We start from the raw sequence: 24,596 nt of genomic DNA, 5'->3' as shown, positions 1-24,596 counted from the left end.
CCACATTGTGCCGCCGTAGATCGGTGCATGACGACAGTCCTTTCAATCGATCCGGCCGCATGCCACACTCCAAAGCCCTTGGCGGCGCAGCATGAGTACGCTGCGCGTCCGGCCCCCAGAGGAATTGCGCGTACCGACAAGATGGCTGTCGATCCCAGTGACAAGAAGGCGCTCAATATCGCGATGCGCCAGAAACTGTTTGCCGTCGCCACGTCGCGTGACGTTGCCGCTTTTGAAGAGCTGTTCCGCTATTACGGCCCCCGGGTGCGCGCCTACATGGCCAAGCTCTCCCGCGATGGGCAGCTCGCCGAGGAATTGATGCAGGAAACCATGGTGGCGGTCTGGAACAAGGCCGCTCAATACAGCCCAGACAAGGGTAACGTCTCGACCTGGATTTTCACCATCGCGCGCAACCAGCGCATCGATCATTGGCGCAAGACAAATCGTCCTGATTTCGACCCCAACGATCCCGCTTTCGTTCCCGCCGAAATCAAGCCCGCCGACGCGGCCTTCGACATCAATGAGGACGCCGACCGGCTTCATCGCGCCATGGAGACCCTTCCCTCCGAACAGCTCGAACTCCTGAAGCTCTCATTTTTCGAGGAAGCCTCGCACGGTTCGATATCCGAAAGGCTCGGCTTGCCCCTGGGCACCGTCAAATCCCGGATCCGGCTGGCTTTCGCCAAGCTGCGCGCCGCGCTGGAGGATCGCTCATGAGCATCGTCCACCACCTCGAGGCCGACATCCTGCTCGATTATGCCGCCGGCACGCTGGCCGAGGGCTTTGCGCTCGCCGTCGCTACCCATCTGGCCATCTGCCCTGACTGCCGCGAACGCTACGCCGTGATCGAGGGCGCGGGCGGCGAACTGCTCGATACCATCGATACCGCCCCCGAGAGCGATGCCGCCTGGAAAGCTCTCAAGGCTCGCATCGCCGATGCTCCCTTGCCCGCCGCAAAACCTGCGCGGCGCGGCGTTGCTGGCAAATCGCCTCCCATCCTGCCCGAACCCTTGCGCTCCTATGTCGGTTCGGATGTCGATGCCATCCGCTGGAAGGCCATGCCGGGGGCTTCTCAGTTCATCATTCCCACCCGTGATGGGCGCTCGGTCGCGCGGCTGCTGCGCATTCCGGCCGGCAAGCCCGTACCTGAGCATACTCATCGCGGCATCGAAATGACCCTGGTTATCTCGGGGGCGTTTTCCGATGAAGACGGCACCTTTGCGCGCGGCGATATCGAGGTCGCCGATGGCAGTCTGACTCATCAACCCGTCGCCACAAACGATGCTGATTGCATCTGCCTGGCCGTCACTGAAGCGCCGCTCAAATTCAAGAGTTGGCTCGTGCGTCTGTTCCAGCCAATGCTGGGGATATGAGGGAACACATGCCTTACGTCGTCGCCTATATCGGAACGGCCATCGTCTTTTTCGCCATCGACTATATCTGGCTCTCGCGGGTCGCCTTCGGTTTTTACCGCGAACAGATCGGTCACGTACTTGTCGACCAGCCCAATCTCGCTGCCGCGGGAGCATTCTATCTCTTTTACATCGGCGGTATCGTCTATTTTGCCGTTGCCCCGGCGATGCAATCGGGCAACTGGACACAAGCACTTATCGCCGGTGCCATTCTGGGCCTTGTCGCCTACGGCACCTACGACATGACCAATCTGGCCACCATCCGGAACTGGTCGGTCAGTGTCACGATCATCGATATCGTATGGGGCGCGGCCCTTACGGGCACCGCCGCCACCGCCGGCTATTTCGCCACGCGCCTTTTCGGCAATAACTAGACCTGCGGCCCGGCCCGCTGATCGAAACCAATCTGCGCCGCTCGCCGCTGCTCTCGCGCGGCGGTCCCAGGGTGTTTTTCGAACGCCCCATCAGCGCCACAATCCTTGCCATTGGCGCCTTGCGCATAAGGCCCAGTGAGCCAGCTACTGCCAAGCCATAGCCCGCACGCCGGCAATACGCTCTTTATAAATTTACTTGCCGCTTTTCCGACAAGATTTTAACTTGCGCCGGGAAACCGGATGCTACTGTCGTTATGGGGCTGCCGCGGGACATCATAATTGCTTATGTGGTTGGACTAGCGGGACTAATCCTTGTTAGTACCCTGAAGCTGGCCATCACCCCGGTTTTCAACTCCTCATTTAACGGTCTGTTTTTCTCCCTGGCCATCCTGCTGGCAGCCGGCATGGGCGGCATGGCGCCCGGCGTGTTCACCATGGTGCTTGCGCTGCCGCTGGTGTATTTTTTCACCGAGGAAACAAGCACGTCGCAGGGGCCGGATCTCATCTTGTTCGCAGGCGTCGGCTTCGGAATCGCCTGGCTCGGTGGCGTCCTGCGCGAGGAACGCAACAAGGCTCTTATGGCCAGCAAACTCCTGCAACGCCGCGAGAGTTACCTGCAGGCCATCCTCGACACCATCTCGGATGCGACCATCGCTAGCAAACCGAGCGGGGAAATCGTTTCATTCAACGCTGCGGCCGAAAGATTATTTGGCTATCGCGAAAAGGTGGTGCTGACCCGCAGCGTCCAGCTCCTGATGGCCGACCCCCTTCAGCCCAACCGCATCGGCAGCGCCGACCATCCGCCCGCCGGCTTTGCCCGGTTTCTCGGCCGCAATCGTTTGGTGCGAGGCAGGCGCAGCGATGGAACGACCTTCCCCATGAGCATTGACGTGGTCAGGATTGCGACCGGCGAGGGGCTGCTGTTTATCGCCTTCGCGCGAGACATGACCGAGCGTGAGCGTGCGGCAACCCGACTCGAACAGACCGAAGCCGAACTGGCTCGGCTGTCGCGCATGAGCGAGATGGGGGAAATGGCTTCGGCCCTCGCCCATGAAATCAACCAGCCGCTTTCGGCGGTCAGCAATTACGTGCAAGGCGCCAAGCGCATGCTCGAGGTTTTCGATGCCGCAATGTTGCCTGCCCTGCGCGAGTCGCTTGCGGCTGCCGCAACCCAGGCCCTGCGCGCCGGCGACATCATCCACCACCTTCGTATTTTCATGGCGCAAGGCGAAATCGACAAGGAGATCGTGAACGTCAACACCCTGATCGAAGGCGCCATGGCACTCGCGCTGGCCGGCACCCGGGAAGACGGCATTCTGGCCGAACTTGACCTGGCGTCCGGCCCGCTTGAAGCACTGGGCAACCCGACCCAGATCCAACAGGTCATCGTCAATCTCCTGCGCAATGCCGCCGACGCGGTGCGGACCAGCGAGCGCAAGGTCATCACTGTCAGAACCCGCCGCAGTGGTCAATTCGCGCGTGTCGAACTCGCCGATACCGGGCAAGGCATTCCCCCCGACTTCGGCGAGGAAATCTTCAAGGCCTTCGTAACGACGAAACGGCGTGGCATGGGCGTCGGGCTTTCGATTTCCAAGCGGATCATTGAAGCCCATGGGGGGGCGATAAACGCCCGCTCGATTCCGGGCCGGGAAACGATCTTCACCTTCACCCTTCCCTTGGTCGACAGAGAGATTCAGGCCCATGACGAATGATTTCCTGATCCACATCGTAGACGACGAAGAACCGGTTCGTCAGTCGCTATCTTTTCTGCTCGCCGCCTCGGGATGGCGATCACGGAAATACGCGTCGGCGGCCGAGTTTCTAGATACGGCGGAAGATCTGGAAGACGCATGCCTCGTAACCGATCTTCGCATGTCTGAAATGAACGGAATCGAACTTCTGCAGCGCCTGCGCAAGAATGGGAATACCCTGCCGGTGATCGTTGTCACAGGTCACGGCGACGTGCTGGCTGCCGTTGATGCCATGAAGGCGGGCGCCAGCGATTTCATTGAAAAGCCGTTCAGTGAAGAGGCCATGCTGGCAACCCTCACCAGGGTCTGTGCCGCCGCCCAGGAAAAAAGCCAGGTTCGTCACCAGCACCAGATGGCGCGCGAGAAGCTGGAGTCACTGAGCACCCGTGAACGTCAGGTCCTCGATGGGGTCGTCAACGGACTTCCCAACAAGTCTATTGCCCGCAATCTGGGCCTGAGCCCCCGTACGGTGGAAGTCTATCGCGCCACGATCATGACCAAGATGCATGCCCACAGTCTTGCCGAACTGGTGCGAATGGCCGTTGAGGGCTCCGACCAGTACGTAGGGCGCGACTAGCGCGTGTCCAGCAAAAGCATGTCCTCGACCCGATGGGGGATGGAAACGGTTTTGCGGTTCGGACACGCGACAAAACAAAGGTTTAGAGACAAGGATTTGATTCAATCAAATCCCGAACGGCTCTGGCGCGCGCGTGCTCAGATAAAGCGTCCATCACTTTATCTGAGCACGCCTGGGCCGAACTGGACCGATCCCTGACTATGGCGCATAACTTTCGCCTCGTAACCGCACAAAATGGTCTAGGCGCCCAAATCTATCAAGGCATCCCGGTCGAGCAGGATGACATCGCGTGCACCCACCAGGGTGATGAGCTTGAGAACCTGCAGGCGGTGAATTGCGCGCGATACCGTTTCCAGCGTCAGCCCAAGATGATCGGCGATATCGCATCGCGACATCGGAAGACGGGCTCGGGGACCCTCGCCTCCGCGGCGATCAGCAATCCCCACGAGAAATGCGGCCACCCGTTCGATAGCGTTCTGGGTTCCCAAAATCAGCAGGTGCTGCTGAATGCTTTCAAGGTAGCCGAACAGCATGTCGGCAATCTGCGGATTCGCCAAATCCCTCTCGTCGAGATGAAATTTCCGCGTCCCTGAATATTCCAGAGCTTCCGCGTAGCATTGCCGCTCAGCACCCGTTTCAAAGCCGAAGACATCTCCGGCAAAATAAAAGCCGGTAACCAGTCGACGGCCCTCCAGCGTTATCCGGGAGACGCGGATGCAACCGAACTCGACGATAAAGATGTCGCCAGCTAGGTCCCCCTGCGCATAGAGCAACTCCTTCTCCCTATGCCGATTGGTGCCGCCGAGCTTGATGCCGTTCGGAAGTCCCAAATATCCGGTTGAACCGATGGCAGAACTCGGATTGCGGAAATCCTTTTGTATTAACATCTGTTTGTCCCCTCTTGTTTTTCGTCATTATGGTTATTAAACATTTGTTAATAAATTCCGGTTCTCCCACTAGTGATTCTACGATATTGACGGCACCGTCGTTTTCATGTCCGTGACGACGAGTGGCTTTCAATCCCGGCAACGCGCCTTTCGAGCCGCTTGGCACGAGCCGCCAGAGCCTCATACTGCGCTGAAATCAGGTCACGCTCTTTTTGCGTTTCAAAAAGCGCTTGCTCGGAGCGCTGCAACAGCCGCCGATGACCATCTGAGATGATCCCGACAAGTACCGCGATGATCAGCCAGGCCAGAGGCGTCGTCCACACAGCGGCGAGATATTCGAAATAGCCCTCACCCACTACCCTTTGGGGCAGCGTGCCGCCCAACAGGGCAAGAGCGGAGGCCATGGCGGCGGCCATGATGCCACCCGAAGCACCGTATTGAGCGGCAATCAGCGCCACGGCCAGAACCAGTGGATGGAGAGGCAGGACCTGAAGATCGAACAGCCCCAGCCGTTCAACGGCAAACACGCCACCGATCAGCACGGCGCCTTCAACCACTCCCACCCAATGATTTGAGGATCGGTTGGAAGTCTCTCCCAAAAAACCCTGGGACCCGCGCGTTTTGGATTATGGACGTTCACTGTCGTTATCCTTGGTTCCTTGGGCGGCGCAGTGCCTAGCCTGCAACCGCCGGGTTGTTGTCGATAAATGTAAGCCTGTTCATCACCTTGAGCGTGTTGACCATGACGCCGTAGGCCAGGATCGCAGCGCCGCCGGTTGCAATCACATAGCCCAGACCCAGGGCGTCCGGATTGGCAAGCAGCACATAGGTCAGCCCGCCGTTGAGCACGAGGAAGGTGGCCTGCAGCAGAAAGTAGGCACGCGCGTACTGCACAAAGAGAATGACCCCGACACACGCGAGAAACAGGAAGTGAAACGCCGCGCCGATCAGCGCGAAACGCAGGACTTGCAGCGTCTCGAGCCCAAGTCCGAGAAAACCGACGATCCAGGGGCCGGCCAGCGCCAGAACGAGGCTGATCGTGATCTGGATAACGAAGGCGGAAAAGATTGTATTTGTGGTCTGCCAAGTGATGGCCCGGCGTTGCGCATCGATATGGCGGAGCGTACCTCCCGAATGCACGATGTCGCGATACTTGCGGTAGGCTGTGAAAAAATCGGTCTCGAGCCAGATGGAAACGATACTCATCAGCGGCACGATCGAGAGATAGGCGATGAACATGGGCACGTCGTACCGCGGCGCGTGGATAAGCCCGTACGCGATGGACGTTGCCTCATACGATTGCCAGACGACCAGCTTGTCGATCCACACGGCAAGCGCGCTCGACAGGCCAGCGATCGCGAAGGTGCGAGAGCGCATCGGGTGGGTGAACAGCGCCCGTATCCCGTCGGTTAAACTGCGCACCCGCCCGGGAAAGGTCTGAACAATCAGCCCGTGCAGAATGGCAAAAGCCAGAAACAGTCCTGCCCCGAACCCGGCAAGCAGACCCGCAACGCCGTAGCCCATGCTTGCGAGCGACAGGCCGAGCACGACCGACACGCTCAAACCAATGGTAAAGCCTGTCGTCACTGTGGTGTATTGGCGAATGGCTGCGACCATGGACATGGTGAGCCAGAGCAGTGACACCTGCAAAACACAGAATGTGGCGGCTGTCGCCGTCGACATGTCCAGCCCGATGACGACGAAAAACAGGACCCAGGCGAGAACCACCGTAATCAGGGCCGTGACCCCGAGAGCTCCATTATAGATACCATGCACCCGCTCGAAGTGCCGTTCGAACAATTGAGCCGAAACGCGCAGATTAAGTTCGAGCGCGATGGGAGCCGTCACGACAAGAGAGAGGGCAAAGCAATAGATGACCAGGACCCGGAAGGTCGTCGTCATCTCCAGCCCCACCAGCGGGACGCCGAGCCATGAAATCAGCGCCAGGCCGACCATGATGACAATCCATGGCCCGGCCGTGATCATGATCGCATGGCCGGTGGCAATGGAGTGCCCCGCCAGGTTGTTCTGGCTGCGCAGCTTGGAAAGGGCAAACCCGATACCGGCCATTTCTAGGCCTCCATCCTGGCATAAGGGGAAAGATGTCGGTCGTAGAGCTTTGTGTAGGCGGCAGCGATGGTGTCGGACCGATACTGGATCCGCACCTTGGAGCGCAGCGCCGCACCCATCTGCTCGCGCACCATCGGACTGTTGAGCAGGTGCACGGCCGCCGAAACAAGCGACCCCACGTCACCCACCGGAGCGACCATGCCCCCTATGCCCGCAACCGCGGACTGCCCCGGGCTGCCCGGACACCCCAGAATTTCCCGACAGGCCCCCACATCGGTTGCAATGCACGGAACACCCGCCGCTCCCGCTTCAAGAATAACCAGCGGCAGCGCCTCGGAAATCGAGGTGAGCATGAGAACATCGATTTCGGCCATATAGTCGCGCACATCGACTGCACCGGTAAAAATTATGGTGTCGCCAAGCCCGCGCTCGTTGACCGCATCAATGCAGCTTTGGGCATATTCGGGGTCTTCATCCATCGGCCCTATTATAAACGCGCGCAGGCCCGGAACCTTCGATGCCGCCCTCTCGGCGACATCAATGAATGTCTGGACGTCCTTGATGGGCGCAACGCGACCGATAAAAGCCATGGTGGGCCGTTTTGAAACCCGCTCGGGCAGGGTATTGAAGCGTTCGACATCGACCCCGTTGGGGACCACCGTAAGCTTCTTGGCGTCGGCACCAAGGGCCAGCTGAAAGGCGTTGTTGTCGCCATAGAGCGCGATAACTTCGTTAGCACCGCTGTAGGCGATGCGCGCAAAGCTCTCAAACGCGTCGGCCCAGAAATCACGGACATCGTGGCGCTCGTCGGTAAAATCGAGCCCGGTTTCAATGCTGTTCCTGATCCAGTCGGCCATCAGGATTTCCACGCGTCGCTCGTTGGAATAAATCCCGTGCTCGGTAATCATCACCGGACGTCCGGTATCATGGGCGGCGCGTGCTGCAATCAGACCCGCATAACCCGTGGAAACCGAATGGTAGAGCCTGGCGCTGGGAAGCGGGCTGACCAGCGTGCGCAGCAAACCCCCGGCCAGGGCGCGCCACGCCCAGAAATAGGAAATGAACGCCGTCTGTGGCATCCGCCCATACCCCTCCGAAAGCGCCTGCCAGGCTTGGGGAGAGTCAAGAAGCGCCGAGACCGCAGGACGGCGTCTTGCCGCCCCCAGCTTGCCGAGCAAGCCGTGAAACGCCGCCGGATCGCCATGATCGAGGATTGCGGTGAGCGTATCGGCAAACCATTGCGGCGTCATCGCCGGCCAGGCGTTGCGCTGGCCCGTGCTCTTATCGTCGAGATACAGATGATCGATGGCCCTCAGATTGGCCGGACGCTCGTAGCGAGGTTCGGTCAGAGGCAGGCTGGGCAAAATGGCCAGCACCGAAAAGGTCAGATCCGGATGGCTTCTGATGAGCCAGTCGATCCAGGTGGAGACGCCTCCCGCAACATAGGGGTAGCAGCCCTCTGCAATAAGGCACACATCGGTTTCAGGCTCGGGGTTGCGCCACGCGGGCACGAACCAGGAGGGCATTTCCATTGTTTTCAGCCCCTATCCTGCGGGTGGCGTGGAGTCATTGGCTGGAACGGCAATGCTCGGTTGATGACGTAGACCAGCGCTGTTGCGAACCTTGGAGCGAAACAGGGCGGAAACGGCGGCCGCCTGGACGCGCACCCGCTGATCGCGGCTGCGCAACGCCTTCTCGATCAAATTGAAGCCCTCGGCTGGGCCTTCGGCGACGATCGAGGCGAACAGCGCCTGCTTTTCGCGCATCGACCCCGAGGTAATCAGCTTGTCGACAGATTTCGGCAATCGCGCCGCTGGCCGGACGACCTGATCGTCACGGATACGATCGGCCAGCGTCACCGCCGGTTTGAGCGGCGGCGCTATGGTATCGTACCAGCCTTGAAGGTGTTCTGCGCGCACGCGGGACGAAAGTTGCTCGTCGATCATGGCCGAGGCTGCCCCGAACGGGCCGGCCACCAGCACCTGGAGCGCGAAGGACTGCAGATCGCCCGAATAGATGCCACTGCGCTCGGCCACGAGGATGGTCCCGAGCAGTACGGCGCAATAGCCGAGATGGAGGAAAAGCGCTGTTCCCAGATCGATATGGCCGAGCACGAAAAAAATGATGCCAACCAGTTCGGTTGCGAAGACAAAGGTTTTGAGCGCCGTAAATAGCGCCCGTGCCGCCGGCCTTTCGGGAAGAGGCTCGGATTTTGCCCGCGAAGATCTCGGATTGGTCTGTGCCATCATGGCCACCCTGTTTTCTGTGTTCGGGTTCTCGAACGTCTTGTGACAACTGGCCCAATAATGTCGCGTCCAAGCGGACCGCGAGTTGATGAATGTCAACATTGCGCCAGCGCCGCCCCCATAGTGTCCAGATCGCCCGAGCGATTGATCGGGCGAAAGGGAGACATGCATCATGGGGATACGCATGGCCGGACTGGCCGCTGTCCTGGCCGCATTTCCGCTTATGCTTTCGCCGCATGCGATCGGTGGAGCGACTTCGGCGCTGGCCGGTGTTCAATCCTGGACCTATCAGCTCCAGGGGATCGATCTGCGTGTCCTTGCCGCTACAAATTCTGACCTTCTGGTCATCGACTATTCGCGCGATGGAACGGCGGCAGGCGCCTTTTCCGCATCCCAAATCGCCGCCCTCAAGACCAAGCCCGATGGATCACAGCGCTTTGTTCTTGCCTATCTCTCAATAGGTGAAGCCGAAAGTTACCGGTTTTACTGGCAGGACGCATGGGCGCGAGATCGCCCATCCTGGCTGTTTGGCGAGAACCCCGAATGGGAGGACAATTACGGAATCCGCTACTGGGATCCCGCCTGGCAGGCAATCATTTTCGGCCAGCCCACCAGCTATCTCGACCAGATTGTCGCGGCCGGCTTCGACGGCGTTTATCTCGACAGGGTCGATGCATTCGAGCGCAACGATCCCCAGCTCAGTTCCGCCCACCGCAAGAGCGCGATGGTGGCCTTCGTCAACAGTCTAGCCGCCTACGCCCGCGCCGGCGCCCCCCAGTTTCTGGTCGTGCCCCAGAACGGCGAAGAGCTTCTCAGCGATCCTTCGTACCGCCGCTCCATCGACGCGATGGCCAAGGAGGACCTGCTGTATGGCGCCGAAGAGGACCAGCAGCGCAACAGCCTTGGGACACTGCGCGCTTCGCTCGAGCTGATCTCGCGCCTCACAGCTGAAGGCAAGCCTGTGTTCCTGACCGAATATCTCACGGCCTCATCCGATATTGCCCAGGCCCGCGACGATGCCGCAACGCTCGGCGTGGTGCTGTTCATAGGCGACAGGGAGCTTGACGATGCCCACTCTCGCTGACCACCGCGCACCCTACCGGCCGGTCTGGCTTTCCGGTGTTGGCCCTCTGGCCTTCCTGTCGCGCATGGATCCACCCGAACGGACCAGGATCTTCGTTGCGGTAATCGTCGTCGTCACCATCATCGCGGCGATTGCCATGCTCCCCAACACCGAGGAAAAGGCGCAGGTTCTGCTCTCGCAGGGACGTGTTGGCGAAGCCATTGCGCTTTATGAAACCAAGCGCGAAACGACACGGCTCAACCCGTTCGAGGCCTATTCGCTGGCCGGACTTTATAAGGCCCAGGGTGAAACCGGCCCGCTCACGCACCTGCTCGAAGACGAAATCGCAATCCGCCCGCAAAGTGACTGGGCGCGTCCCCTGCTGGTCGAACTTTATCGGGCCCAAAAATCCTACGGCAACGAGGCCCGCATCCTCGCGCAAATCTTTAGCCGCGCGCCCACGGCCGCCGACTATCGTCGCCTGATCGGACTGTACCGGCTCGAAGGCGACCGGACCGGTGAGCGCGCGACAATCGAATTGGGCCGCGCGAGCGGGCTGGCCAGCCAGCACGACCTCGCGCGGCTCGAACGCCTCAAATCAGCACTTGCGATGGATGAAACCGCCGAGTGGCGATCATCGGCGCTCATAGACAACCTTTCTGCACAGGAGAGATCCCAATGACCATCACCGTTGATGGAACCCTCACCGACTGGTCGCCGTCCGATCGGCTCGAGCGGCCCGAAACCCTGGTCGAGGGCTATGCGCTCTATGGCCGGTACGAGGACGGGGCCTTCCTGATTGCGCTCGAAAGCGCAATACCCATCGGACCCAATACGACATTCTGGCTCAACACCGACGCAAACGCCGAGACCGGACATCTGGTCTTCGATTGGGCGGTGGGCGCCGAGTTCAACATCAATTTCGGCGATGACGGGGTGGCCCGGCTCTATTCAGGCTCGGAAGGGGCGACCCTGGTTGCTGAAATCGAATATGTCATTGGCGCCGGGGGGATGACGCTGGAAATGAGACTGCCTCAGGCGCTGGTCGGACTCGCAGTGACCTCGCTCACGGTCTATGCAGACATCAACAACTCGGTATTTCTCCCATCGTCATATGCGGAAGGTGGGTATCTCGTCACCCAGCCTCCCGCGAGCTCATTTGACGGCCTCTTGACCGAATGGACCCAAGACCAGCGTCTCGATACCCAGTCGACGCCCGTTGAGGGGTACGCGATGTATGGGCGGGTCGAGCCCGATCAGTTCGTGTTCGCTCTTTCAAGTGCCCAGTCGATCGCACCGGGATCGACCTTCTGGTTCAACACTGACGGCGACGCGGCCACCGGATATCAGGTATTCGGATCGACGGCGGGGGCCGAATTCAACGTCCATATCGATGCTGATGGCATTGCCCGGCTCTATTCCGGTGCGGCCGGCGAAATATTGGTCGCCGACATCGACTTCGCCATGGCACCGGATGGAATGAGCATTGAATTTGCTGTCTCCCGGCAGGTGCTGGGTTCGATCCAATCTTTGCAGATTCTGGCCGACATCAACGATTCGGTATTTCTTCCGCCCGATTTCGCCACCGGCGGCTACACGCTGGCCGAGCCCCAGGCGTCCAGTTTTGACGGCCTTCTCCCCGAATGGACCCAAGACCAGCGTCTCGAAGCCCCCGACACCGGCGTCGATGGTTATGAGCTCTATGGCCGGGTCGATCCCGACGATTTTGTCGTTGCGCTCAAGAGCGCTCAGCCGATCGGTCCCAACACGACCTTCTGGATCAATACAGATGGTGACGCCACCACCGGCCACCAGATATGGGGTTGGGCCGGCGGGGCGGAATTCAACGTCAATATAGGTGCAGACGGCATCGCCCGGCTCTATTTCGGCGCGGCTGGCGAAATCTTCGTGGCCGACCTCGACCACGCATTTGGCCCCGACGGAACCACTCTTGAATTTGCAGTTCCAAAGGCCCTGCTCGGTAGCGGCATCGAACAGATCGCCGTGCTCGCCGACGTCAACGACACGGTGTTTCTTCCAAACAACTACGGTTATGGTGGATACACGATAGCATTACCGCCCGTCAGCGCATTTGATGGCATTCTCAGTGAATGGACCGAGGATCAGCGCCTCGAAACCCCCACCACCCACGTCGCCGGCTATGAACTCTATGGCACCGTAGCCAATGATGCCTTCGTCATCGCGCTCAGAAGCGAGATCGACATCGGACCCAACACCACCTTCTGGCTCAACACCGATAACGACACATCGACCGGCCATCTGGTGTTCGGCTGGGCGACGGGTGCCGAGTTCAACATCAATATCGGCAGTGACGGCATCGCGCGTCTATACACCGGAGACGCCGGGCAGACACTGGTTGCAGAGATCGACTTCGCGATCGGGCCAGACAACAGGACCATCGAGCTTGCCATTCCCAAATCCCTGTTGGGAGAAGGCATCGAGAAAATCGGTTTGATGGCCGATGTAAACGATCTCGTGCACCTGCCATCCGACTATACCCAGCCAGCCTATACGATCACCGATAGCTCGAGCCTGCCCCCCGCATCGGGTTCCAACTACAAGGTCGCCATCGTCTATTCGGCAACCACGGCTGGCGCCTATTTCTCGGAGATGGCCTATTCACAGCTGGTCATGGCCGCTCAGAGCCAGGCCATGAGTGCCGGCATCCCCTTCGATCTCATCGGCGAGGCGGACCTCACAAATCTCGAATTGCTGTCCCAATACAAGGCCCTGGTATTCCCCTCGTTCCGCAATGCGCCCGATAATTACGCTGAGATTGCGGCAACGCTGAACCAGCTGGTCTACGATTATGACGTTCCCATCATCACCGCAGGCGACTTCATGACAAACGCGGCTGATGGCGATGCCCTGTCGGCCAATCCCTACGAACGCATGCAAACCCTTTTGGGATTGACGCGGACCGGCGGCGAAAGCGGGGTTGACGTCAATCTGGTCACCTCTGGAAGCCACGAGATCACCGCCGGGTACACTGATGGCACGATCCATACCTATACCGGTGGAGCGACGTCGTATTTTTCGACGGTCGCCCCGGACACCGGAACGGTGATCGCCCAGCAGGTGGTCAATGGCATCAGCCACGACGCCGTGATCTCAACCACCACCGGCGGACGCAACGTCCACTTTGCCACCGAGGGTATGCTGGCCGACAACAACCTGCTCGGCCAGTCGATCGACTGGGTCACCCAGAGTCTAGACGGGCCGAAGGTTTCGCTGTCGATGAGCCGCGACAACGCCATAGTTGCCTCGCGCAACGATATGGACCAATCCCAGGAAACCTTCGATGTGGACGGCGGCATCTATGACGCCATGCTGCCAATTATCGAACAGTGGAAAGCCGACTACAATTTCGTCGGCTCCTACTACATCAATGTCGGGCTCTACAGTCCCGACCAGGACACCAACTGGTTCATCTCGTCGACCTACTACCAGCAGCTTCTGGCGATGGGCAGCGAAATCGGATCCCACTCCTACTCCCACCCCTCGGACACCAATCTCTTGTTGCCCGACGAGGTCACCCAGGAGATTCTCGATCAGCGCATTGCCGCCTACGCGGCCCTTCTCGACAACCCCTCGGCATGTTTCTGCCCCTACTGTATGCGTGAAGACGCCGACCAGGCGGTCATCGACGCCCTTGCGGGGATGAGCGTCGACCAGATCAACGCCACGCTGCAAGCGGCTCTTGCGGCACCCGATCCGATGGATCTCGATCCGGTGTCCAAGGCCATTCTCGAAGCTTCGTTCAAATTCCAGTTCGAGACATCGCGTCACGTCATCGAAAACAATCTCGGAATTGTCGTAGGCGGCGCCGCCGTGCCGGGAATGCCGGAATCGCTGGAAACGGCTCGTCAGATCATCCAGTATTACGACTACCTCACGGGCGGAGCCTCCATGGTCGGCGCTGGTTACCCCGGAGCGTTCGGTTACCTTTCGCCCCAGGATGCCGGCAAGGTCTATCTCGCCCCCAATATGAGCTTTGATTTCACCTTGCTTGGCTGGCTGGGCCTGACGGCCGCGCAAGCCGCGGCAAAATGGATCGCTGAATTTGAGGATTTGTCGATCAATTCAGACCTGCCGATCGTCGTGTGGCCATGGCACGACTATGGCGTCACCGCCTGGGATGTCGATGATATCGGGTCTTCGCCCTACGAACTGTCAATGTTCGCCGAATTCCTCAGTGCCGCTCATGCAGCCGGTTCCGAATTCGTAACGCTCGCTGATCTGGCCGCCCGCATATCGACCTTCGAAAAAACCGACCTCGCCTACACCGTCAACGGTGATACGATCACCGTTACGGCAACGCCGCAGAGCGGCACGTTGGGCACATTTGCCGTCAATCTCGATTCCCTGGGCGCCCAGACCATCCAGGCCGTCACCAATTGGTATGCCTATGACGGCGATTCGGTCTTTCTCGACGCCGATGGTGGCACTTTCGAGATCAAGCTGGGCTCGAGCCAGACCGATGTAACCCACATCACCGCCATTGGCGCCCGGATGCAATTGATGACCCTTGAAGGGGATGGCGTCAATCTCGCCTTTACCATGTATGGCGAGGGGTTGGTGTCCATCGACCTGGCCGGCGTGCCAAACAGCGAGTTTATCGTTTCAGGCGCCGAAATCGTCAGCGTCGTTGACGGCATCATGACCCTCAGGCTCGTCGGCCTGGGCAATCATACGGTCAGTCTCACGCGGGTCGATGCCGAAAATCTGGCACCCACCGACATCATGCTGTCCAACGTGATCGCAATTCCCGAGATCATGCTCGATCGTGTGAAAGTTGCCGATCTTCTCGTTGTCGATCCCAACCTCGATGCCGACAAACGCCAGAACGTTCTGACTGTTTCCGATGAACGCTTCGAGATCGACCCGGTCGATGGCGCACTCTACCGCAAGGCAGGCGTTGCATTCGATTTTGAAACCGAACCCGCAATCGGTCTGACGATCACGGCAACCGACGGATCGCTGGTCTTTGAAAAGGAAATCTCGATCGAGGTTTCCGATGCCAACGATGCGCCCCAAGGCGGCGTATCGATCCTTGGTGACGCCGCCGAGAACCAGACGCTCAGCGCCGACGTCAGCACCCTTGGTGATCCCGACGGACTGGGAGCGCTCGGCTATCAATGGCAACGTGACACCGGATCTGGATTTAGCGATATCGCCGGTGCGACGGCATCCACCTACACGCTTACCGATGATGACGCGCAAGCCCTGGTGCGGGTGGTCGTAAGTTACATCGACCTCGGCGGCACTCCCGAAAGCGTGGCCTCGGCAGCGACACCCCCCGTGGCCGACGTGGTGCCGCCGGTAACACTGGCCCCACTCACCGAGGACATGACACGAACGATCAATCCCCGTGACCTTGTAGGATCGGCCTATACGGGTATGACCTTCGCCATTGTGGGTCTTGCCGCCTCCTCGGGCACTTTGACTCAGAACGACGATGGATCATGGTTGTTCATCCCCGATCTCAATGACGATACCGAGGTGACCTTCACCTATTCGATCACCACTCCCAACGGAACCGACCTCGCCAGCGCCACACTCGACCTGGTCGGCATGACCGACATCATGGGGACTGAAGCAGCCGATAATCTCGCCGCCAAGGCAACCTCCGACCAGTATCATGGCGGGGATGGTGACGACACCGTACAGGCTGGAGGCGGCGACGATATCCTTTTTGGCGATGGTGGTAACGACACGATCCATGCCGGTTCGGGTGACGACGTAATCGTTGCGACCCTCAACGACGGCAACGACGCCTACAATGGAGGTGGCGCCATTGACACTCTCGATTTCTCTCGCATTTCCGCGAATATCGTCGCAGACCTCAAAGCCGGCACGGCGACCAGTGCTCAAACAGGGACGGATACTCTCAGCAATATCGAAAATATCGTCGGTGGCTCAGGCAATGACCAACTGACCGGCTCGGGCGGAGCCAACACCCTTTGGGGCGGAAAAGGTGACGACGTCATAAAGGGGTGGGGAGGTAACGATGTTCTGTTTGGTGATGAAGGGAACGATATCGTGGAAGGTATGGGCGGCCACGACACGTTCGTGGCAACGCTCGATGACGGAGACGACACCTATGACGGCGGCCTAGGCATTGATACCTTGGACCTGTCTCGCATTTCTGCAGACGTGAACGCCGATCTGAGGGCCAGCACTGTGACCAGCGTCCAGACAGGCACCGACATCGTACGCTCCATCGAAAATATCATCGGCGGATCGGGCAATGATCGGATAATTGGTACGGGCGGAGCCAACATTCTCGATGGTGGACAAGGCAACGATGTCCTGGAGGGCTGGGCAGGCGACGATGACCTCTCTGGCGGCGCCGGAAACGACATCCTTGATGGCATGGGCGGCAAGGACATCCTCACCGGCGGAGCCGACAATGACGTATTTATCTTCCGCAACGTCACACACTCGGCACCCGGCACGGCCAGTCGCGATGTCATTACTGATTTCACCCAGGGCCAAGATACTATCGATGTGTCGATTATCGATGCCAACACCGCCATCTTGGGGAACCAGACCTTCATATTCCTGGCCGGCGTCGGCGCAGCCTTTACCGGCCTGGCGGGAGAACTCAATTTTGCTTTCGAGGACGTTGAGGGCACCGAAAATGACAGAACCATCGTCGCCGGAGACGTCAATGGCGATCAGGTCGCCGACTTCCATATTGAACTCACCGGCTTGATCGATCTCACAGCCGCCGACTTCATTCTCTGAGCAGAGGCGGCGCCCTCTCGGCGCGCCGCTTCCCTCCCTATCCACCCGCATTAAAAAAGGGGGCTTCCCCCTTTTTCGTTCCAGGCGATTGACGTTGCCTCAATCCTCTCGGAACGCCAGCGCCAGTTGATCCATCACCGGCTTGGTGAGATAGCTCAGCACCGTCTTCTCCCCTGTCGCAAAGAAGGCCTCAACCGGCATCCCGGGGATGAGCCGGGCCGTCTCAGGCAATCTGTCGAGTTCGTCTGATGGCAGGCGAACCCGCACGACATAAAACTGCGTTCCCGAGGCGCTATCCCGCGTCAAGTCCGGAGATATCCTGTCCACCAGCCCCACCAGTTCGGGCGTCGAGCGCGAATTGAAGCTCGAAAGCCGCAGCGTCACGGTTTGCTCGGCGGCGAGCTTGTCGATATCGAGCGGGTTGATGCGCACATCAACCATGATCTCGTCATCTTGCGGCACGATCTGCATAAGCGTTTCCCCCGCTGCGGCGACACCACCCAGCGTTGCAACCTGCATCTGATGCACGATGCCCGCGATGGGCGCGCGTATGACGAGCCTGTCGAGCCGGTCCTGGGCGGCAACCCGTTGCTGTTCGAGTTCGGCGATCTGCTGGCCGGTTTCCTGAAGTTGCCCCAGCACCTCGCTTTGATAGGATTCCTGGACCTGGGAAACCTGTAGCCGGCGTTCGGCGGTCGCTGCGTTGCCGCGCGCTATCTCGGTCATGATGCGCGCGCTCTCGCCATCGAGTTGCGCGATCTGGCGGCGCAAATCGCTCACCCGGCTCGCCTCGACCAACCCCTGGGACAGGAGGGCCGAGAGCCGTTCGAGTTGCTCGTTCAGGATTGTGGTCTGCGCGAGCACCGCATCGCGCTGGGCCCGGAGTCCGGCAACCTGGTTTTCCAGTTGGACGATCTGTTCACCCAGTTGCGCCACCTGGGTCGAGAGCGCTGCGGCGCGGGACGCGCGAAGACGATCTTCAGCGGCAAACAGCACGCGGTTGTGCTCCATATTCGGCAGGGCATCGAGCGCGGATGTCCATTCCATGACTGCCGTATCGGCAGCTTCGGCCAGCAATCGGGCCTGGCGGATATAAGCCTCGCCCAGTTGCGCCTCGATGACCGCCATATTGGCCGCGACCGATGTTCCGTCGAGCACCACCAGGGTCTGGCCAGCCTCGACCCGTGCATCATTTCGCACGAGAATGTCCCTGACGATACCACCTTCCTGATGCTGGACGCGCCGCACGCCCCCATCGACGACGACACTGCCGCCGGCCACCACTGCACCCGATAGCGGCGTCATAGCCGCCCAAAAGGCGAGCCCACCCACAAGCGTGATCATGGCCACTGAGCCGAGCAACCCGTGCCGGCCGAGGCTTCGCGCGGTTACATATTCAATGTCGACAGCGCTCATTTGCGTCTCGCTTTCCGGGCGATCTCGAGGGAGGCCGGCTGCGCCGTGATCGATGCCAGTACTGCGTCCTTGGGGCCGAAAGCGGCCTGTCGACCGTCCTGAAGGAACAGGATGGTATCGACCGCCGCGATCGCTGTTGGCCTGTGGGCAACGATGACGACGATCGCTCCGCGCGCTTTGGCCCCGGCGATCGCCGCATTGCAGGCGGCATCCCCTGCGGCATCGAGGTTGGAGTTCGGTTCGTCCAGAACGACGAGGAAAGGGTCCCCATAAAGCGCCCGCGCCAACCCGATACGCTGACGCTGTCCAGCCGAAAGCATGGCGCCCTGCGGTCCGATCGGTGTGTCGTAACCATGGGGCAGGGACGCGATCAATTCATGCACGCCCGCCGCCTGGGCTGCCCTGAGCACATCCTCGAATTCCCCATCGAGCCGGAAACGGGCGATATTTTGCGCGACCGTTCCAGCGAACAGTTCCACGGTCTGGGGCAGATAGCCGATCGCCATGCCCAGCCGGTCGGGGTCGAAATGGCCGACTTCCGAACCATCGAGACGAACCACACCGGCCCGCGCCGGCCAGATTCCCATCAGCGTACGGACGAGGGACGATTTCCCGCACCCAGACGCTCCCAGAACGCCCATGGCCTCGCCCGCTCCGAGCGCGAAGCTGATCCCCGATACCAATGGCGGGCCGTCCCGCGACGGCGACATAGCGAGATCGGAAACGGCAAGGCTCGCCTTGGGCAAGGGAAGGGCAACGCGCTCGGGATTGGCCGTTGCTTCGGCCAGCGCGGTTTTGAGCCGGGCTTTCGCCTGACGGGCGGCAACAAAACCACGCCAGTTGGAAACGGCCTGTTCGACCGGAGAAAGGGCGCGGGCCGTAGCGATGGACGCTGCAATCATCAAGCCGGCTGAAATTTCTCCTCCGATGGCCAGATAGGCACCCATGGCGAGAACGGCCGATTGCAAGAGCAGCCGGAATGCCTTGGTGAGAGCCGAAAACGCCGTCGCGCGGTCCGCGGCGCGGGCCTGCGTCATCAGCATTTTGGTGTTGGCCGCTTCCCACCGGTTGGCCAGGGTTTCGCGCATCCCCATGGCCAACACCGCTTCGGCGTTTGCGGCAATGTCGGTCTGCTGGCTGTGGCGGGCATTCGCTGCGGCATTGGCATCACGTGCCGGCCCGCGCGAGGACCATTCGTTGAGGACCATCAGGACCGTCACGACACCGGCACCCGCTACCGCCAGCCAGCCCAGCATAGGATGGAAGGCAAAGACGATGAAAAGATAGATCGGCACCCAGGGCAGGTCGAGCAACGCGATGGGCCCCGCTCCCGCCAGGAACTGGCGCAAGGTTTCCACGTCACGCACGGGATCGCCTTCGGCTCCCCAGCGGGACGACGCGCTGGTGGCAACAACCTGGGAAAAGACGGGGCGGGTCAGCCGCGCGGCGGCAAGGACCGAATACCGCGTCGCCATGCGGCTGCGCACGATCTCGATAACACTGTAGAACCCATAAAGTCCCACCACCAGCCCGGTCAGTGCGACGAGGGTGGGCACTGACTTGCTCGCCAGCACCCGATCATAGACCTGGAGCATGAAGAGCGGCCCCGTGAGCAGCAACAGATTGGAAATTATGCTCAGCAGGCCGAGCCCCACCACAGAGCCCCGTCCCGAGGGCTTGCGTCTTTTGCGCCCGTGAGTGTCGTTTGATGCCATGAGTGTGGTTCCGGAAAGCACGCGTGATCCCGGTTTTCCCACAGCATGGCGCGGCCACCTTGACGATTGTCAATAATGGGCACACCCGCCTCGATTACCACACTGGTACCTCGTCCATTCTCGCGGAAGTTCAACATGTGCGGCATTGTCGGCATTGCAGGCAACCGGCCAGTGGCCGAACGGCTCGTCAGCGCGCTCTCGCGCCTCGAATATCGCGGCTATGACAGCGCCGGCATCGCCACCCAGGTCTCGGGCACGATCATGCGGTGCCGCGCGCAGGGCAAGCTCGAAAATCTGGCCTTAAAGCTCGGTCAGTCGCCGCTGGAAGGAACCACCGGGATCGGGCACACGCGATGGGCGACCCACGGGGCCCCGACCGAGGACAACGCCCATCCCCACGGCACCCATCAGGTCGTGGTCGTGCATAACGGCATTATCGAAAACTATCTGCAGTTGCGCTCCGGTCTTGCCCTTGACGGCTATCGTGCCGAGACGGAAACCGACACCGAGGTCGTCGCGCTTCTGGCAACGCGGGAAATGGACAACGGCGCCACCCCGCGTGAGGCGGTCCAGTCGACCCTGGCGCAGTTGCGGGGGTCGTACGCGCTCCTGTTTCTCTTCAGGGAAAATGACCGCGAACTGATCGCGGCCCGGCGCGGATCGCCGCTGACACTGGGCTATGGCGAAAACGAAATGTATATCGGCTCGGACGCTCTGGCGCTCGCTCCCTTTACCCGCACGATCACCTATTTCGAGGACGGCGACTGGGCGGTGATAACCCCCGACGGCGCCGAAATTTTCAACGATCTGGGCCTGCGCGTCGAACGGCCATCACGCGAACTCGGCGCCTATGCGGACCTCGCCGACAAATTCCCCTACCCTCATTTCATGGCCAAGGAAATCCACGAGCAGCCCGAGACCATCGCCCGCGCCATCAATCAATTCATCGACATGTCCACCGGCACATTGCGTGCCCTGCCGTCGCTCGATTTCGATTTCACCACGCTGCCCCGCGTTACCGCGGCTGCCTGCGGATCGGCCTATTATGCGGGCGCGACGGCAAAATACTGGTTCGAGGACAACGCCGCCCTACCCTTTGATATCGATATTGCGTCCGAGTTTCGCTATCGCCACCCGCGCCTGACCGAGGGCGGCCTGGCGCTGATGATTTCCCAGTCCGGCGAAACAGCCGACAGCCTTGCGGCGCTGCGCCATTGCGCCGCCAACGGCCAGCACATCGTTTCAGTGGTCAATGTCGAAGAATCCACGATGGCCCGCGAGTCGAGGGGGATTTTCCCGCTGCTGTGCGGCGCCGAAATCGGCGTCGCCTCGACAAAGGCTTTCACCTCCCAGCTTGCCGTGCTGCTTTGCCTTGCCCTCAAGGCTGCTGAACTGCGTGGCACGCTTGAGCCCGAAATTCTACGCAAGCGCATCGCGGCGCTTATGCTCCTGCCGGCAGCCCTGTCCGAAGCGCTCAAGGTGGAACCGCATTTAAAAGAGGTCGCTCAAAGCCTCGCTGACGTGCGCGACGTGCTGTATCTGGGGCGTGGCACGTTCTACCCGCTGGCCCTCGAGGGCGCGCTCAAGCTCAAGGAAATTTCCTACATCCATGCCGAAGGCTATGCGGCGGGCGAACTCAAGCACGGGCCGATCGCCTTGATCGAGAAAGGCACTCCCGTAATCGTGCTCGCACCCACCGACGAGTTGTTTGAAAAGACGCTGTCGAACTTGAAAGAGGTCACCGCAAGGGGAGCGCATGTGATCCTCATAACCGATCCCGAGGGCGCCGCCATTGCCGGCGACGACGTGGCCAGGCTCATCGTCCTGCCCCAGGTCGATGCGGCCATCGCCCCGATCGTTTCCGCCGTCCCACTTCAGCTGCTGGCCTACCACACGGCGGTCGCGCGCAATTATGACGTCGACCGACCTCGCAACCTTGCGAAATCGGTCACTGTGGAATGAGCCAGGTGCCCCGAAAGGGTGAGGGCGGTTATGCCTCAAACGGGCCCCGAACTGCCCACCGGCCAGACGCTCTGCAGCTTTTCACCCGACAGGATACGCTGGCGGCAACTCGCTTCGTTCTTGCCCAATTCATCGGCTGCATCGGCAACAGCCTTCACGAGGTCCTTCGGGATCACCACGACGCCATTGACGTCGCCAAAAATCACATCGCCCGGACGCACCTTGATGCCGTCCAGATCGAGTTCGACCTGGGTCTTGGCAGCTTCCATGCGGCCCGAAACCCCGACCGGGCTGGAGCCCCTTGCAAACAACGGGTATTCGAGATGCCGTACTTCGGCGAGATCGCGTACGGTGCCATGGACCACCGTCGCCGCCGCACCAGCCACCTTGGCGCCCGTCGACATCAACTCGCCTGTGCCCGACCCTTCGGCGCACGAGGAATCCACCACCAGGACTCCGCCTTTCACGACGCCATCAATGGCCCCATGATAAACGTCCTGTGGCTGGCCCTTGCGCGGGCTGGGTTCATAAAGAACCGTCACCGCAGGCCCGCAGATCACCTGCCCCGGCGCGAGAACTCCCAACAGGGAAATGCCTTTCAGGTGCCCATAGGCATCGAACCGGTCCATCACGTCATGGATATCGCCCGAATACCATTTGGACAGCCGCTCGATCGAATCCCAATCGGTATCGGAATAGTCGTAAGTCATATTTTTGCTCCATGAGACGGGCCGGTGCCCGCTGCAGATTTCAGGGTTCAAAGCCCGCAGATGTTGACGGAGATGCCGAGTTGCCTTGCGAGTTCGGCCTTTGTCGTCATCGCCCGGTCCGCGTCACTCGCCGAGTTGGCGTATGCGACCTGGATATGGTTGGCCTTGTGACGCGCCATCATTGCATTGCGGTCGATACCGGTCAGCACCGCGTGCATGATCGGCCATTGCGGATTGGTCGCTTCGGACCGGCGGCGGGTTTCCGCCTCCGGCAGTCCGACGGCCTGTCCGCGTCCGATATCCATGTGCAGTGCGCCGCCCTGAACGAAGATGCGGCTCCACACCAGTTCACCGGGCTTGGCGACGCCGCGCAGCGTGCCGCCACCGGCCGGAAAGAACATGGGCGGCTGACGCAGGCTTTCAGAACCGGCCCAGCCGCCCTCATGGTGGGCGGGAGGCGCCGCACCGGAAATCTCGAACACCCAGATAAAATCGTCCCGCGAGCCCGACCGGTCCATATCGCCCCAGCGCAGATCGTGCAGGGTATTTTCCACCGGCTGGCCCAGCGCGCGATGCACCCGGTTGGTCAGAACGCCGTCGAGCGCCGCGCATTCGTCCACTTCGTTGAAATGCACGATGGCCTCGCCCGGCCGGATCACGCTGCCATCGGCGCGTTTGACGTCCGGCCGGTCGTCATTGTTGAGCATGCCCTCGACGAGATCGGAGGCAGGTAAGAGGTCCTTGAGCCCCTGCTGGTACTGGATGCCGATGGCCTCGCAGCCAAACTGGTCACCCATCCGCACCGCTGCGATATACATCCGGCACTGATCGATCACCTGGTCTTCGGTCAGCTCGGTTTTCGGATCATCGCCCAGATGGAATTTCATTCCCTTTTTTACCATCCACTCATAGACGGCCCGGGCTTCAGCCTCGGGCACCTGTCGAGTGGCGTGATAAAGCGCCGATTGCGACAGACGCTCCTTATAGATACCCAGCGGCATCAGCAGCTCGTCGGGTATTATGGCATTATACATCCCCATGCAGCCTTCATCGAACACGCCGAGGATTACCTTGTTGGCGCGGATGTCGGCGGCAATGGTCTGCGCCAGCGTCATCTCGTCCCCGCCGGTCCCCCGACCGTCATAGGCCCGGACGTGGGACGTGTCGTGAACGAGATTTCCCGTTTCCAGCCAGGTCCTGAGCCCATCGAGAAAGAAGGCATCGTCAAAGGCCTCGCTCCATAAAGTGCAATAGCGCACACCGGCCTTGGTCAGTGAACCGTTGAGGTTGAGCAGGCCCACCAGCCCCGGCCACTGTCCCGCCCAGTTGGCCACCGTCAGGATCGGCCCCCTGTGGCCGACCAGTCCAGCCAGCACATGGTGCGAATACTGCCAAACCGCTTCGGCGACGATCACCGGCGCGTCCGGATCGATGGTCGCGAATATGTCCATGCCCTCGCGCTGGGTGGCGATAAAGCCGTGGCCCTCGGGCTTGATCGGATGAGCGCGCTCGAGCGTATGGCCCATCCCGGCAATCACCTGGGCGAGCTTGTCCTCCATGGCCTTCTGAGCCGGCCAGCATTCGATATTGGCGCTTTCGCGCAGATCGCCGCTGGCGACGAGCTTGATCGTTGTCATCGATC

The 24,596-nt window shown here is 60.5% G+C and carries 18 protein-coding genes; 9 read left to right on the top strand and 9 right to left on the bottom strand.

What is annotated here, in order from left to right; translation table 11 throughout:
- Window positions 1–141 precede the first annotated feature (141 nt).
- From ACP148_RS01925 to fixJ, 5 genes are all read left to right on the top strand, one after another.
- Complete coding sequence (locus ACP148_RS01925; protein ID WP_421951496.1) at window positions 142–717, top strand: sigma-70 family RNA polymerase sigma factor; 576 nt, start codon at window positions 142–144, stop codon at window positions 715–717.
- On the top strand, window positions 714–1,373 hold the full coding sequence (locus tag ACP148_RS01920; RefSeq protein ID WP_421950946.1) for a ChrR family anti-sigma-E factor: 660 nt from the start codon (window positions 714–716) through the stop codon (window positions 1,371–1,373). Before ACP148_RS01925 ends, ACP148_RS01920 begins: the two co-directional genes overlap by 4 nt.
- A gap of 8 nt (window positions 1,374–1,381) precedes the next feature.
- Window positions 1,382–1,786: a DUF2177 family protein gene (locus ACP148_RS01915; protein WP_421950945.1), complete on the top strand. Its 405-nt coding sequence runs from the start codon at window positions 1,382–1,384 to the stop codon at window positions 1,784–1,786.
- 254 nt (window positions 1,787–2,040) lie between these two features.
- Window positions 2,041–3,498, top strand: coding sequence for an ATP-binding protein (locus ACP148_RS01910; RefSeq protein ID WP_425033080.1), 1,458 nt, complete (start codon window positions 2,041–2,043; stop codon window positions 3,496–3,498).
- Window positions 3,488–4,114, top strand: coding sequence for a response regulator FixJ (gene fixJ / locus ACP148_RS01905; RefSeq protein WP_425033079.1), 627 nt, complete (start codon window positions 3,488–3,490; stop codon window positions 4,112–4,114). Before ACP148_RS01910 ends, fixJ begins: the two co-directional genes overlap by 11 nt.
- A gap of 239 nt (window positions 4,115–4,353) precedes the next feature.
- Here fixJ and ACP148_RS01900 read toward each other — a convergent pair whose 3' ends face one another.
- From ACP148_RS01900 to ACP148_RS01880, 5 genes are all read right to left on the bottom strand, one after another.
- A complete protein-coding gene (locus tag ACP148_RS01900) occupies window positions 4,354–5,001 on the bottom strand; it encodes a helix-turn-helix domain-containing protein (protein WP_421950943.1) in 648 nt (215 codons plus the stop codon).
- Window positions 5,002–5,105: 104 nt separating this feature from the next.
- Window positions 5,106–5,558: a hypothetical protein gene (locus tag ACP148_RS01895; RefSeq protein WP_421950942.1), complete on the bottom strand. Its 453-nt coding sequence runs from the start codon at window positions 5,556–5,558 to the stop codon at window positions 5,106–5,108.
- 118 nt (window positions 5,559–5,676) lie between these two features.
- Window positions 5,677–7,071 carry an exopolysaccharide Pel transporter PelG gene (gene pelG, locus ACP148_RS01890; RefSeq protein WP_421950941.1) on the bottom strand — a complete coding sequence of 465 codons (1,395 nt, stop codon included), beginning with the start codon at window positions 7,069–7,071 and terminating at the stop codon, window positions 5,677–5,679.
- A 2-nt stretch (window positions 7,072–7,073) separates the two neighbouring features.
- Complete coding sequence (pelF, locus tag ACP148_RS01885; protein ID WP_421950940.1) at window positions 7,074–8,603, bottom strand: GT4 family glycosyltransferase PelF; 1,530 nt, start codon at window positions 8,601–8,603, stop codon at window positions 7,074–7,076.
- 12 nt (window positions 8,604–8,615) lie between these two features.
- Window positions 8,616–9,320: a hypothetical protein gene (locus ACP148_RS01880; RefSeq protein WP_421950939.1), complete on the bottom strand. Its 705-nt coding sequence runs from the start codon at window positions 9,318–9,320 to the stop codon at window positions 8,616–8,618.
- A 169-nt stretch (window positions 9,321–9,489) separates the two neighbouring features.
- Between ACP148_RS01880 and ACP148_RS01875 the strand changes: the two genes are divergently transcribed.
- The 3 genes from ACP148_RS01875 to ACP148_RS01865 are packed head-to-tail and all read left to right on the top strand — an operon-like array spanning window position 9,490 to window position 17,151.
- Entirely contained in the window at window positions 9,490–10,401 is a 912-nt protein-coding gene (locus ACP148_RS01875) for an MJ1477/TM1410 family putative glycoside hydrolase (protein WP_421950938.1), read from the top strand.
- A complete protein-coding gene (locus ACP148_RS01870) occupies window positions 10,385–11,062 on the top strand; it encodes a hypothetical protein (RefSeq protein WP_421950937.1) in 678 nt (225 codons plus the stop codon). The genes ACP148_RS01875 and ACP148_RS01870 overlap by 17 nt, the downstream gene beginning before the upstream one ends.
- Window positions 11,059–17,151, top strand: a complete 6,093-nt coding sequence (locus ACP148_RS01865) for a M10 family metallopeptidase C-terminal domain-containing protein (RefSeq protein ID WP_425033078.1) — start codon at window positions 11,059–11,061, stop codon at window positions 17,149–17,151. Before ACP148_RS01870 ends, ACP148_RS01865 begins: the two co-directional genes overlap by 4 nt.
- A 99-nt stretch (window positions 17,152–17,250) precedes the next feature.
- Here ACP148_RS01865 and ACP148_RS01860 read toward each other — a convergent pair whose 3' ends face one another.
- Both ACP148_RS01860 and ACP148_RS01855 read right to left on the bottom strand, forming a co-directional pair.
- The gene (locus tag ACP148_RS01860) at window positions 17,251–18,567 is read right to left on the bottom strand and encodes an HlyD family type I secretion periplasmic adaptor subunit (RefSeq protein ID WP_421950935.1); all 1,317 of its coding nucleotides are present in this window, start codon (window positions 18,565–18,567) and stop codon (window positions 17,251–17,253) included.
- Entirely contained in the window at window positions 18,564–20,282 is a 1,719-nt protein-coding gene (locus ACP148_RS01855; RefSeq protein WP_421950934.1) for a type I secretion system permease/ATPase, read from the bottom strand. The genes ACP148_RS01860 and ACP148_RS01855 overlap by 4 nt, the downstream gene beginning before the upstream one ends.
- 135 nt (window positions 20,283–20,417) lie before the next feature.
- Between ACP148_RS01855 and glmS the strand changes: the two genes are divergently transcribed.
- Window positions 20,418–22,244 carry a glutamine--fructose-6-phosphate transaminase (isomerizing) gene (gene glmS, locus ACP148_RS01850; RefSeq protein ID WP_421951495.1) on the top strand — a complete coding sequence of 609 codons (1,827 nt, stop codon included), beginning with the start codon at window positions 20,418–20,420 and terminating at the stop codon, window positions 22,242–22,244.
- Window positions 22,245–22,279: 35 nt separating this feature from the next.
- Here the strand turns inward: glmS and ACP148_RS01845 are convergent, their stop codons facing one another.
- Both ACP148_RS01845 and ACP148_RS01840 read right to left on the bottom strand, forming a co-directional pair.
- Complete coding sequence (locus tag ACP148_RS01845; protein WP_421950933.1) at window positions 22,280–22,954, bottom strand: RraA family protein; 675 nt, start codon at window positions 22,952–22,954, stop codon at window positions 22,280–22,282.
- Between the two features lie 47 nt (window positions 22,955–23,001).
- Window positions 23,002–24,591: a fucose isomerase gene (locus ACP148_RS01840; protein ID WP_421950932.1), complete on the bottom strand. Its 1,590-nt coding sequence runs from the start codon at window positions 24,589–24,591 to the stop codon at window positions 23,002–23,004.
- Between the last annotated feature and the right edge of the window lie 5 nt (window positions 24,592–24,596).

The sequence above is a fragment of the Pelagibacterium sp. genome (assembly GCF_965249125.1).
In the GTDB taxonomy this organism is placed as follows: domain Bacteria; phylum Pseudomonadota; class Alphaproteobacteria; order Rhizobiales; family Devosiaceae; genus Pelagibacterium.
The sequence above is the reverse complement of the archived record's forward strand: the minus strand, read 5'-3'. Positions and strand labels throughout refer to the sequence as shown.